Origin of the sequence: Porphyrobacter sp. ULC335, assembly GCF_025917005.1 — a bacterium.
Taxonomy (GTDB): Bacteria; Pseudomonadota; Alphaproteobacteria; order Sphingomonadales; family Sphingomonadaceae; genus Erythrobacter.
The window spans coordinates 1,745,078-1,758,064 of record NZ_CP078091.1 but is presented as its reverse complement, the minus strand read 5'-3'; the positions used below and the strand labels follow the sequence as shown (position 1 = coordinate 1,758,064).

The 12,987-nt window shown below is 66.8% G+C and carries 7 protein-coding genes; 5 read left to right on the top strand and 2 right to left on the bottom strand.

Features of this window, described 5'->3' with window-relative positions:
- Positions 1-82: 82 nt before the first annotated feature.
- A complete protein-coding gene (locus tag KVF90_RS08315) occupies positions 83-5,548 on the bottom strand; it encodes an AMP-binding protein (RefSeq protein ID WP_319641059.1) in 5,466 nt (1,821 codons plus the stop codon).
- Between the two features lie 341 nt (positions 5,549-5,889).
- On the opposite strand from KVF90_RS08315, the gene KVF90_RS08310 reads away from it, so the two are divergent.
- Complete coding sequence (locus tag KVF90_RS08310) at positions 5,890-8,085, top strand: putative bifunctional diguanylate cyclase/phosphodiesterase (protein ID WP_264394378.1); 2,196 nt, start codon at positions 5,890-5,892, stop codon at positions 8,083-8,085.
- 107 nt (positions 8,086-8,192) lie between these two features.
- Here KVF90_RS08310 and queF read toward each other — a convergent pair whose 3' ends face one another.
- Positions 8,193-8,666 carry a preQ(1) synthase gene (queF, locus tag KVF90_RS08305; RefSeq protein ID WP_264394377.1) on the bottom strand — a complete coding sequence of 158 codons (474 nt, stop codon included), beginning with the start codon at positions 8,664-8,666 and terminating at the stop codon, positions 8,193-8,195.
- Positions 8,667-8,808: 142 nt separating this feature from the next.
- Between queF and KVF90_RS08300 the strand changes: the two genes are divergently transcribed.
- The 4 genes from KVF90_RS08300 to KVF90_RS08285 are packed head-to-tail and all read left to right on the top strand — an operon-like array spanning position 8,809 to position 12,973.
- Positions 8,809-9,891, top strand: a complete 1,083-nt coding sequence (locus KVF90_RS08300; protein WP_264394376.1) for a hypothetical protein — start codon at positions 8,809-8,811, stop codon at positions 9,889-9,891.
- Between the two features lie 48 nt (positions 9,892-9,939).
- A complete protein-coding gene (locus KVF90_RS08295) occupies positions 9,940-10,797 on the top strand; it encodes a sulfurtransferase (protein WP_264394375.1) in 858 nt (285 codons plus the stop codon).
- Complete coding sequence (gene metC, locus KVF90_RS08290; protein ID WP_264394374.1) at positions 10,794-11,984, top strand: cystathionine beta-lyase; 1,191 nt, start codon at positions 10,794-10,796, stop codon at positions 11,982-11,984. The genes KVF90_RS08295 and metC overlap by 4 nt, the downstream gene beginning before the upstream one ends.
- Positions 11,981-12,973, top strand: coding sequence for a mechanosensitive ion channel family protein (locus KVF90_RS08285; RefSeq protein WP_264394373.1), 993 nt, complete (start codon positions 11,981-11,983; stop codon positions 12,971-12,973). Before metC ends, KVF90_RS08285 begins: the two co-directional genes overlap by 4 nt.
- Positions 12,974-12,987 lie beyond the last annotated feature (14 nt).

Genomic DNA, 12,987 nt, shown 5'->3' with positions numbered 1-12,987 from the left:
CGCGAAGCCGTGCTTCGCTTTGTGTTTCGTTCAAACCCTGGGGAGGAGAGCTAAGAACGTTTCAAAAATCGCAACGCACGGGTCAGCCGTCCGGTTCCCCGGACGATGATCCCGAGCTCTGGGCGGCCCATGCCTCAAGCAGCGCGTCACGGCTGCGCAGGCCCATTTCAGGCAGCGCGTGGTTCACCACATAGGTCGATCCGGTGTGCCGGTTCTCCCACATCGCCTGATGCGCTTCGGGCAAGCCGCCCCACGCCACGACCTCGGGCTCGGTCACTTCGAGCAGGCCCGCAGCGATCATGTCGTTCATCCGCGCGACCTCGTAGGCGTTGCAGAGGTGGGTGCCGAGGATGCTGGCGGTCGGCATCAGGATCTGGCGCTGGCGGGTCCAGACCTGCGGCGCGTAGAAGGTGAAGCGGCAGCCGGTCAGATCCTCGGCGAAGATCACGCGGCCCGTGAAGGGCTTCACCAGCGAGGTCGAAATGCCGAGCGTGTCTTGCCCGGCCCGCTCGAACACCAGATCGGGGTTGCCGCGCGGATTGTCGGGCGAGCGCAGGATCTTGCCCACCGCAGAGCCGAAGGGCTTCATCACCCGGTCCTGATAGTCGCGCACGGCGGCCTTGAAGACCTCGATGTCGGCCTTGGCATCGGGGAGGCGCGGCATGGTGTCGGGCCAGTGGAAGTTCGCCCCTTCCCGCCTGCGGATCGCTTCGAGGCTGACGATGCCTTCGATTGCATCCTCAAGCCCCAGCGATTGCAGGAACTCGCGCTGGCCATCGGTGGTGGTGGCGATGACCGAGCGTGCATTGAAGCGCCGCGCGGCCTCGATCATTTCGAGGCCGGTTTCGTCGAGCAATTCGGACGAGCCCGGCCCGTAGAAGATCAGCACCGCCTCGCCGCCGCGCAGAGCCGCACGGCGGAGCATTTCCTCAGGCGTCGCCGTCCCCGGCTTGCCCATGAAGCTGAAGTGGTAGCCTGACGAAGCCCCGTAGAAGGCCAGCGTACCGCCCTCCGCCAAAAGCTGGAACGAGCGCGGAAAGGCCGTCTCTCCCGCGTGGCTGACGACATAATCGGCGAGCTTGCCGCCGTTGAGCGCCTTGAATTCCTCCACCAGCGGAGCGCCTGCGGCTTCCCATGCTTGGGCTTCGGCTTTGTCCTCCGGCACCACGCTGTAGAGACCGGCGAAGCGCGCATCCTTGCGGTTGATCGCCCCGACCGCGCCCTGCACCTGCGTGATGAACTGCGCGCGTTCCTCGGAAGAAACGAGGCCGGTCACCTGCAACCCGGTGCGCACAGACGAGCGCAGCGCATCAAGCCCCGTCCCCGTCGCCGCGCCCTCGACGAACAGCGTTCGCCCGGGAGCAATTTGCAAGGTGGTGAACAGACAGCGCGCGATGGTACCGAGGTTCAGCACATAGCTGCCCGCCTGTTCCAGCGTGAGATCAGGCGGCACCTTGTGCATCTGCGGCGCCTGCACGGTCAGGAACTGGGCGTGGCTGCCGGTCTCGGTCTCGTAGCCCTGGATCGAGAAGTCCGCATACATCGGATCATTGCCGACCAGCGGGCTGAGGAGATCGTTGGTGCCGGAGTAAACCGTCACCAGATCACCAACCTTGATCCGCCCCTGCGCGCGGGTTTCCGACCCGAGCGCCGCGACCAGTGCGATGCCGCCCGATCCGGTGATCTGGACGTCTTCCTCGTGAGAATCGAAGGGCGAAACGGGAATGCCGGTCAGCGCCCAGATGTCGTTGAAGTTGACCTCGCTGGTCAGCATGTAGAGCAGCGCCTCATTGGGCGCGGGCTCGGGCACGGAGACGATCAGCTCCTTCTCGTGGCTCGCAGGCGGCCCGAAGCGGGGCTGGCCCGTGTCGGGATCGCGGGCGATACCGAAGGCGTATTGGTGGCGCGGGATCGGGGTCACGCCGGGATAAAACGGCGCTCCCACAGGAAGCAGATCGCCTGCTGCTTCCAACGCCTGGGCACGCATTTCGTGCTCGGCATCAATCCACACGCCGTCGCGCCGCACCGGGAGCGGGGGCGCAACCTTGTCCATAAATTGCTTGATTCCGGTCTTCCCGCCTTCGGGATCGACGATCGCTTCGGCGAACAATGTCGCTTCGCGCGCCGTGCCTGCGGTGATGCCCTGTTCAAGGCCAACACGCACCGCTTCCAGCGCCCGCGCACCGGCAGGCCCGCGCCCGGCCCAATCGAGCTGGCGCAGGATGCGCTGGAGGAAATCATCCTCCAGTACCGTATCGAGGCTGACATCCGCCGCCGTTTCCCAGCGCGACACCGCCGCCTGACGTTCCGCGAAAGCCTTGCCGAGCGCGGAGCCCGAACCGTTTTTCACGAAGTCGCGCACCGCTGCATGGGCTGCCGAGAGTGCATCTTCCGCACCTTCGACCAGTTGATCGACGAGACCGATTTCCGCCGCTGCATCAGCCGTGATGCTCCGCCCGCCAAGGATCAGGTCGAGCGCATCGCGCACGCCTTCCGCGCCGCGCCGGTCGGCGAGCAAACGCGGCAGGCGCTGCGTGCCGCCATAGCCGGGGAGCAGCCGCAGCCGGATTTCGGGCTGTCCGAAACGCGCCACAGGCTCGGCCACACGGTAATGGCACGCGAGCGCAAACTCCATGCCCCCGCCCAGCGCCACGCCCTGCACCGCCGCGACGCAGGGCTTGCCCATGCTCTCGATGGTGCGGAAGGCGAGGTGCGCATTGTTGGGCAGCACCATCGCTTCTTCGACCGTGTGGATCTCCTCCAGCATCTGGCGAATGTCCGCGCCCGCGACGAAGGACGATGTGCCCTCGCCGGTGAACACCACCGCCACGACATTCTCATCCCGCGCGAGGGTCGATGTGACCATCACCAGCTCGTCAATCGCGCGCTCGTTGAGCGCGTTGACCGGGGCGTTGGTAACCGTGACGGTCGCGACCTGCTTGCCGGGGGCAACCATGTTGTACTGCACCAGGAAATAGCGGTGGCGGTCGAACAGCGCCTGCTCGTCGCTCATGCGCTGCTTGCGCTGCCAGTCGGCGATCACGCTGCGCAGCTCGTCCAGCGCCTCGGGATTGCGCAGGGTCGTGACATCGCCGACATCCTCGCCCACCACCAGCGCGCGGACCATGCGGCGCATATATTTTCCGCTGCGGGTTTCGGGGAACTGCGAGACCTCGATAAAGTCCGCCGGCACCGCGACCGCGCCCTTTTCGGTGCGGACGAGGTCGAACAAGCGGCGCTTGTCCTCGATCGTCAGCTTGCGCCCTGCGACCGGCACCACGAAGGCGAGCGGGGTCAGCCCCTTTTCGCGGTGCGGAGCGCCGACCACCAGCACATTGCCGACCGGCGAATCCGGCGCGAGCGCCTTGTCGCGAAGCACCGCGCCTTCGATCTCCTCGGTCCCCATGCGGTGGCCCGAGACGTTGATGACATCGTCTGATCGCCCATGAAGCGAGAACGAACCGTCCTCATGCTGAATGGCGAAATCGCCTTGAGTATAGGCCCATGCGCCCTTCCAGCGCCGCCAATAGCCCTCTTCCCAACGCTGGGCGTCACCGCGCCACGCGGAATCGACGCGGCCGTCGGTGACCTTGAAGCCTTCGATATCGCCCCAGATGGTGCGTGCGAGGTAAGGGTAAGGTGCGGCGATGACGATCTCGCCCTTCTCGCCCGTTGCGGCCCGCCGCCACGGCACGCCGCCTGCATCGCTGCGGGCGAAAGGCACCTGCGAGGGCGAGGATTCATCGTCCTCCACCCAGACATCGCCCATGATCCACGGCAGCGGATAGGCGTGGGCATCGGGGCGGAGCGGGAAATCGTCGTTGCCGAACACATGCGTCCACGCGATCCCGCCGTGCTCGGTCGCCCAGTACGAGTTGATGTAGCGCGGGGTGACATGCTCCATCCCGAAGGCCTGCACCGAAGGGCTGACCGGCTCGGCGCAGAAGGTCGCGACCCTGAGGCCCGTCATGTCGTAACGCTGCAATTCTGCGAGATTGGCGGGATCGGACATGATCGCCTTGAGGAAGGTCACGCCCGCCTTGAAGATGCGGACATTGTGCCGCTCGATCATCGAAGCAAAGCGGCCAGCGTGCGGGAACACGGGCGAACCTTCGCTCACCAGCGTCGTCACCCGGGTCATCAACGGCGCGCAGATCAGGTAGCTTTGGCCGGTGATCCAGCCCGGATCGGCGACCACGAACAGCGTATCGCCCGGGCGCGCGTCAAAGCTCGCCGCCATCGTCTCGGCAACGCCCGCAGCATAGCCGTGCGAATGCACGATCCCCTTAGGCTTGCCGGTGCTGCCCGAAGTGTAGATGAAGAACATCGGGTAATCGGCATCGACCGGCATCGGCTTGGACGACGCCCAGATCGCGCGGACGAAATCGCTGTCGGAAAGCGCCAGCAACTCGGCTTCGGATTGCACGGCAAACCCTGCGCCCTGTGCTTTTTCCAGCACCGTTTCCAGCGCCGCGTCGGTCAGTTCGTGGCTCCAGCGGTCGCGTTCCTCGCGCCAGATAACGTCGGGCTGCGCGGTGTGGCGGCACACGATCACCGCCTCCACGCGCGGCGGCAGGGTGACGAGGCTGGAGGCAATCGCGATCCGCACGCGGGCGGCATCGGCAGTGCTGATCCGCCCTTCCGCGCCCAGATTGATCAATGCCCGGCCCACGCCGCGCATCACGTCCGAACGGTCGACAGTGATCTCGCCGTCAAGCGCCTCGCGCACTGTGGCCAGGATGGTCTCATGGCCGCCTTCGGGCAGTTCGAGATTGAGCCCGCCGAGAATATCGAGTGCCGTCGTCACCGGCACGAAATTGTCGAGCGCCGGGTCGGTATAGGCGTTCTTGAAGGCGGCGACCTGCGCGTTGCGGTAAGAACCATCCGACGTGACGATCACCCGCGCGCCGGTATCGGCGATGCGGTCGGACAGCGTTTTGTCGGAGAAGCCGCCGAACACGGCTGTGTAGACGACGCCCATCCGCTTGGCTGCTTCGGTCCAGTATATCTGCGGCACGATGCTCGGCATGTTCAAGGCCATGCGGTCGCCGGACTTGAGGCCGAGCGCTTCCAGAGCAACGGCGCACTTGGCGACTTCGAGCAGCAGGCGCTTGCGGCTGACGGTGAAGCAGTCGATCGGCGCGCCCTTGCCGCCGTTGGCCGACATGTCCCAGCGGTCGCCTTCGAAGATCAGCGCTGCCTCGTCGCCATGGCCGGAGAGCACGTGGCGGTCGAGTTCAGAGAAGGCCGCATTGGTGCGCCCGCCCACGAACCAGCGCCAGTGCGGTGCTTGCGTGCCGTCGAAGCCGGTCTGCCACGGGGTGAAACCGGCGGGAAGATCGGGACTGACAGGCGCTGCGGTCGCCGCATCCCAGCCGTGCCAGCGGCCATCCTCGCCTTTGGCAAGCCATGCTCCGGCCGCACCGGCATCGGCGACAAACCAGTGCATGTTCCGCGCGGCAATACCGCCGTGAAACGCGCCCGGATCGGCGAGCGCAGCTGCGCGCATCGCCTCCCAGTCGGCGCGGGTGCGCACGGGATTGGTCAAGGCAACAGGCCTTGCGGCCAGCAGAGTGTCTTCAGGAATGACGCCATCCCCCCCGGTTCTCGCAAAACTCGCAGTGCGCGATCCCGAACGCTCGGCGGTGATGCATTAAAATTACAAGGCATAGCCGCCGTGTGCAAGATTATGCCACGCCAGCCACTCAAGGCGATAACGCTGTTCCAGCCAAACAGTTCCACGCCGTTCACCGCGCCCGCCCCTCGCCCTGCCGCCGCGTTGCCGCTTCCGCCGTGCTCCGCCACCCGGCCGTAACGCTTTTTCAATCACGTTGCGCTTATGGGCTTAACGTCGGGCGCATCCCAGCCAATCGCGCCGCAACAAGGACGATGATGGCAATTGGCTTTCGCAAGACCCAGCGCGACCAGAAGGCCGCGACGACAGAGCGGCGGAGCGCAGAGCATGCGCCCGCGCCTGATCGTTCAGCGGTGCTGGGCGAGGTCGAGGAGCTCGGCATCGGCATGTTCTGGGCGACCGATCCCGAAGGCCGCCTCAGCTTCCTTTCGGCCCGCGCGATCGCCGATCTCGGATTGGACAGCGGCAGCCTGATCGGTCAGCCGCTCACCCACATCTTTCAGGAAATCGAGGAGGGCACCGGTGCCTCCACCCAGCGCAGCCTAGCCTTCAAGCTGAAGGCCCGTTCAAAGCTTGACGAGCAGATTGTCGCGGTGCCGGACGGGCGCGGCAGCAGCCGCTGGTGGCGGCTGAACGGCCGTGCGCTGCTCGATTCGAACGGCGCCTTCCTCGGCTACCGCGGCAGCGCGGTCGATATCTCCAGCCAATATGCCTACGAAACCCAGGTCGCACGGGATTCGAAGGTCGATGAGCTGACCGGGCTCGCCAACCGGCGCAAGCTGAATGACCGCCTGTCGGCCACCCTCGCCGCGTTCCGGACCAGCAAGCGCAGCTGCGCGCTGATGATGATCGATCTCGACCGCTTCAAGCAGGTCAACGACACGATGGGCCACCCCGCAGGCGACGAATTGCTCAAGCAAGTGGCGCAACGCCTGGCCTCGATTGTCGGGGACGCGGGCGAGGTCGGCCGGCTTGGCGGGGACGAATTCCAGGTGCTGCTGCCCGATATGGACGACCGCGGTACGCTGGGCGAGCTTGCCAACCGCATCGTCCAGTCCTTGTCACAGCCCTACCAGATCAACGGCCGCCGCGCGATCATCGGCACCTCGGTCGGGATCGCGATTGCGCCCTATGACGGGGTCGAGGCCGACGAGCTGAACCGCGCTGCCGACATGGCGCTTTACTCCGCCAAGGAAACCCGCGGCGGCACCTTCTGCTTTTATACCAGCAATTTGCGCGACGCGGCATCGAAGACCGCGCAGCTCGGCGACCGGCTGCGCGACGCGGTCGACCGGGGTGATCTCAAGCTTGCCTATCAGCCGCTCGTCGATCCCCTGACCAACGAGGTCAAATGCTTCGAGGCGCTGCTGCGCTGGCATGACGAGGAAGAAGGCGACATTTCGCCGGCGCAGTTCATCCCGGTGGCCGAGAACGACGACCTTATCGTCCGCATCGGCGAGGTGGCGCTGAAGCAGGCCTGCATGGATGCGCTGGCATGGCCGGAAACGATCCGGGTCGCGGTCAATGTCTCGGCCAAGCAGTTCATCCGGCCCGGCTACCGCAAGGCGGTGGCCGCCGCGCTCGAGGCTTCGGGCCTGCCGCCGGGTCGGCTCGAGCTCGAGATTACCGAAAGCGTGTTCGTCGGTGATCTGGAGACGGTCGACGCGGTTTTCCGGGATCTGAAGAAACTCGGTGTGCGCCTTGCGCTGGATGATTTCGGCACCGGCTATTCATCGCTGGGCTATCTCAAGCACGGCCATTTCGACAAGATCAAGATCGACCAGAGCTTCGTGCGCGGCTGTACCGAGAACGGGGACATCAACCCGGCGATCATCGCTGCAATCGTCGCGCTGGCCAAGGCACTGGGCATGGAAACCGTGGCCGAGGGTGTCGAGGCGATGGACGAGCTGGCGCTGGTCAAGGAACGCGGCGCCGATCTGGTGCAGGGCTACATCTACTCGCGCCCGATCACGCAGGAACAGGTGCTCGCGCAGTTCGCGGAAGGCTCCGGGCTGTTCCGCCCCAGCGGCCCGCCCCGCTACCGCGCGGAACGCATCACCATCTTCCGCAAGGTCGGATTGATCCACGAGGATCACTACTACGACGTGATCCTGCGCAACCTGTCGAAGACCGGTGCGCGCATCACCGGGCTGGCGGGCGTGCCGGTTGGCACCGACGTGGTGCTCGATCTCGGACACGGCCAGCTGGTGGTGAGCAAGGTCGTCAATGCCACCGAGAACAGTCAGGGCCTGAAGTTCGAAACCTCGCTGATCGGCGATGGCAGCGGCGGGTTCATGACCCGTCACCGCATCTCGCCCTATTCGCTGGCCGAGGCGGGGATCCCGCTGGCGGCGCTGGGTGCCGGAGCCTTCCCGCTCGCCAAATGGCGCGACGCGAACAAAAGCATCCCCAGATTCGTCCAACTGGAACTGAGCGGGCCTGGAGTCTGATGCGGCCGCCCATGTTTCTGCTTTGCAGAGCTTCGCTTCCACGCGAAACATCGGGCTAAACAGGGTCTGAAGGGGGTCTAAGGGGGGTCTAGACCGCCCCGAACCCCTCACCCGCGACCGCGATAGGGGGCCACGCCCTGGTCTGGCAGCCACAAGCCTTCGGGCGGCGTGCCGCTCTGCCAGAACACATCGATCGGGATGCCGCCGCGCGGATACCAGTAACCGCCAATGCGCAGCCATTGCGGGCGCATCTCCTCGAACAACCGCACCCCGATTCCCACGGTCACATCCTCGTGGAAGCCGTTGTGGTTGCGGAAAGACCCGAGGAACAGCTTCAGGCTCTTGCTCTCGACAATCGTCTCGCCCGGCACATAGTCGATCACCAGATGCGCGAAATCGGGCTGGTTGGTCACCGGGCACAGCGAGGTAAACTCCGGCGAGACGAACCGCACCAGATAGGTCAGCCCCGGGCGCGGATTGGGGACATAGTCGAGCACCGCTTCTTCGGGCGAGGCGGGCAGCGGGGTATCCTTGCCGAGGAATTGCGGCGCGGGCTTGGCGGTTTCGGGTGTGCTTTCCATGCCGCGCTGTTGCCCCGATCCGCCGCACGGCGCAACCCGGGAACTGGACGCAAGGGCCCGCTAATCCCTAAGGGGACAGCCAAGGTTCACCCAGCGCCTTGCACCACCCCCTGTCCGAGACCCGATCGAGCCGCTTCGCACCATGACCCGCCCGACTGCCCGCCTGTTCCCGTGCCTCGCCGCCGCGCTCGCGATGAGCGTGCCGCTTGCCGCGCAGGATCAGCCCGACACCTTCAACCTGCCGCCCGCCAGCCCGGCGCCGACGCCGACCCCCGCCGGCCCGGCTGACGAACGCGCGGGTGTGGCGATTCCGCCGCGTGCCGTGCCCACAGCGACCGCAACGCCGGTGATCCAGCCGCTCCCCCGGCCCTCGCCGCGCACGAGCCAGCCGCCGCTCGCGCTGCCGACCCCGCGCCCGACGCCTGCCGCCCCGGCATCGACGCCGCTGCCGCTGCCGCAAGCAAGTGCAAGCGCCGCGCCGGATGCGCCGATTGATCCGCTCGCTCTGCCCACCACCCTTCCCGAAGCCGCGCCCGCTGCACCCATCGCGCCAGCGACTAGCGCACCCGCTGACGCTTCCCCCGCCTTGCCCGCATGGTGGCCGGTGGCAGCAGGCGCGCTGGGTGGCCTGGCGCTGCTCGGCGGCGCTGCCCTGCTTTGGCGTCGCCGCAAGCCCAAGGTGCTGCGCCTTGCCGCACCGGTGGCGAACACGGCGGCGGGCGTGCCTGCCGCTGCCGACGAACCGCCGCGCCTCGACCTTGCGCTGGAAATCACCGCTGCAACCCGCAGCGTCATGATGTTCACGCTGGAATACCGCCTGACCATCGCCAATCGCTCGGACCGCGCGGTCAATGATGCGCGGCTGGCGGTGCAGCTTGCCTGCGCGCGGGCGAGCGCCGGTAATGCCCCCTCGGCAGGCGCGGCGCAGGCGCTGGCGGATGTGGCGCGGCTTGGCCCCAACCAGATGCGCTCCGTCACCGGCACAGTGCAGCTTCCGCTGTCAGCCATTGCACCGCTGCGACAGGGACAGACCCCGCTGTTCGTCCCGCTCGTCCACGTGACGCTGGAGGGCGAGAGCCTGCCCGCGACTTCCAAAAGCTTCGTCATCGGCACACCCAGCGCCAGCGGACGGGTACATCCGATCCCGCTGGATGTGCCGCCGGGTGCGATCAACGGGCTGGTGGCACAGGCAATCGCAGTTCCTGCCGTTCCTGCCGCAGCGTGACATGCGTGCCCTTTGCGCCGCTGGGCTGGCCGCGCTAGGGTCTCCGGCATGATCACGCTCCCCGCCCCGCTCGTCACAGCCGATTGGCTCGCCGCAAATCTCGGTGCTCCGGGATTGATGATCCTCGACGCTTCGTACCACCTGCCCGCCGCGGCGCGCGATGCCGCCGCAGAATTCGCCGCAGCGCATATTCCGGGCGCGCGGTTTCTGGGGCTGGCGAGCCTGTTCGATGCCGGATCGCCCGTCCCCTATGCCTTCCCCACCCCCGAACAGCTTGCCGAGCGATTGGCGAGCCTCGGCGTCGGGGCGGATGATGCCATCATCATCTATGACGACAGCGCGATCCGCACCTCGGCGCGGGCGTGGTTCGTGCTGACCGCAAGCGGGCGCGGCAATGTCGCCATCCTCGACGGGGGCCTCGGCAAGTGGCGGGCCGAAGCCCGCACGCTCGAAGGCGGCGCGCCCGACATCACCCCCGCGGCTCCGGCCACGTTCGCCGCGCCCACGCGGGTGCGCAGCAAGGCCGATATGCTCGCCAACATCGAAAGCCGCGCCGAACAAGTGCTCGATGCGCGCGGGGCCGACCGGGTCTATGGCAGCGGCATCGATCCGGTGCATGGCGGGCCAAACGGGCGCATTCCGGGCGCGATGAACCTGCCGTTCAATCAGGTTCTGAATGCCGATGGCACGTACAAGTCGGCCGAGGAACTGCGCGCCGCTTTCACCGCCGCCGGGATCGACCTGGACGCGCCCGTCGCCGCGACCTGCGGCAGCGGGGTGACGGCCAGCGTTCTGATGTTCGCCATGCACCTCCTCGGCAAGCACGACACCGCGCTTTATGACGGCAGCTGGAGCGAGTGGAGCGCCGATCCCGATACGCCCAAGCTCCAGGGCCCCGAGGCATGAGCGGCGGGGACGAACGGCACCTGAAACCCGCCACCCGGCTGGTGCGCGGCGGGCGACGCAAGGAATGGACCGGGCCGGTGGTCAACCCGCCGGTCTGGCGCGCATCAACCCACCTCTATGACCGCGACGCCGATCGTCACGCGGCGGGCGGCAACAATGCCGACGGCCAGTTCTTCTATGGCAGGCGCGGCGCGCCGACCCAGTGGTCGCTCGCCGAGGCGCTGACCGCTATCGAGCCGGGCGCTTACGGCACGGTGCTTTACCCCAGCGGCGTCGCGGCGATTGCGGGCGCCATGCTCGCGGTGCTGAAGCCGGGCGACCGGCTGTTGATGACCGACAACGCCTATGATCCCACCCGCAGCATGGCGACCGGGCTGCTGGCGCGGCTGGGCGTGGAGACAACCTTCTTCGACCCGCGCGACCTCGCCGGTTTCGATGCGCTGCTGGCAGGGGGCGCTAAAGCCGTGTGGCTGGAAAGCCCCGGCAGCCTCACCTTCGAAATGTGCGATGTGCCTGCTCTTGCCGCCGCAGCCCGTGCGCATAGCGCGGTAACGATGATCGACAACACCTGGGCCAGCCCGCTCGGCTTCGCCGCGCTGGAACATGGCTGCGACATCGTGATGATGAGCCTGTCGAAGCATGTCGGCGGCCATTCCGATTTGATGATGGGCAGCGCCAGCGCAGGCAAGCGCTGGTACACGGCGCTGCGCCGCGTCTCGCAGGAATTGGGACAGGTCGTCTCGCCCGATGATGCCGCGCTCGCGGCGCGGGGCCTACGGACGATGGGCGTGCGACTTGAGGCCGGAACCCGCTCGGCATTGCGGATCGCCGAATGGCTGGAAGCCCAGCCGCAGGTTGCGCGGGTGCTGTGCCCGCTGCTCCCCTCCGACCCCGGCCACGCGCTGTGGCAACGCGATTTCACCGGCGGGTGCGGGCTGTTTTCCTTCGTTCTGGCAAGCGATGACCCCGAAGCCTCGGCCCGCGTGGCGGACGCGCTGCAATTGTTCGGGATCGGCTATTCTTGGGGCGGGTATGAAAGCCTTGCGCTGCCCATCACCCCGCGCACTTATCGCAGCCTGATGCCCTGTCCCACCGGCGGCGCGCCCGCGCTGCGGTTGTCGATCGGGCTTGAGGATGCGGATGACCTCATCGCCGATCTGGCGCAGGCGCTGGCGCTGGTCGGATGACCGCACCCACCCCCGCCGCCCCCGAAACCGTCGGCGGGGCGGATGTGCTGCGCGAAGACCTCGCCGAACGCAGCCAGACCGTGGGTGACATCGCCAACCGGCTCGATGCCTTCGCGCTCGAGATAGGCACGTGGCGCGTATCGGCCTTCGACGTGCTGTTTACGGTGGCCGCGATCCTGCTGGTGCTCGGCTTTGCGCTGGTCGCCACGCGGCTCACCCGCAGCGCCTTGCGCCGCCTGACCGCGCTCGACGGCACCCAACGCGTGCTGGCCGAAAAGATCGCGAGCATCGTCATCTGGGTGGTGACGTTCCTCGTCGGGGTCGATCTGCTGGGGATCGATCTGACCGCGCTGACGGTGTTTTCGGGCGCGTTCGGGCTGGCGATCGGTTTCGGGCTGCAAAAGACCTTCGGCAACCTGATCTCCGGCATCATCCTGCTGATGGACAAGTCGATCAAGCCGGGGGACGTGATCGCGGTGAGCGACCAGACCGGGCAGCAGACCTTCGGCCAGATCCGCAAGATCGGCATCCGCGCGGTCTCGGTCACCACGCGGGACGAACGCGAATATCTGATCCCCAACGAAAACCTGATGATCAATCAGGTCGAAAACTGGTCCTATTCCTCGAAGAACGTGCGCGTGCAGGTGCCCGTCGGCGTCAGCTACGATGCCGACATGGCGCTGGCCGAAAAGCTGATGCTGGAAGCCGCCGCCAAGGCGCGCCGCGTGCTCGCCACGCCGTCGCCCAGCGTATGGTGGAGCGGGTTCGGCGACAATGCGGTGAACTTCACGATCCACTGCTGGATCAACGATCCCGAAGAGGGCGTCGGCAACGTGCGCAGCGATGTGCTGAAGCACCTGTGGGGCCTGTTCAAGGAGCACGGCGTCGCCCTGCCCTTCCCGCAGCGCGACCTCAATCTGCGCGACAGCGATGCGCTCGACCGGGTGATCGCGGCGCTGGAAGAACGCCGGGGCGACACTCCGCAATAGTTCCGCTTCGCCGC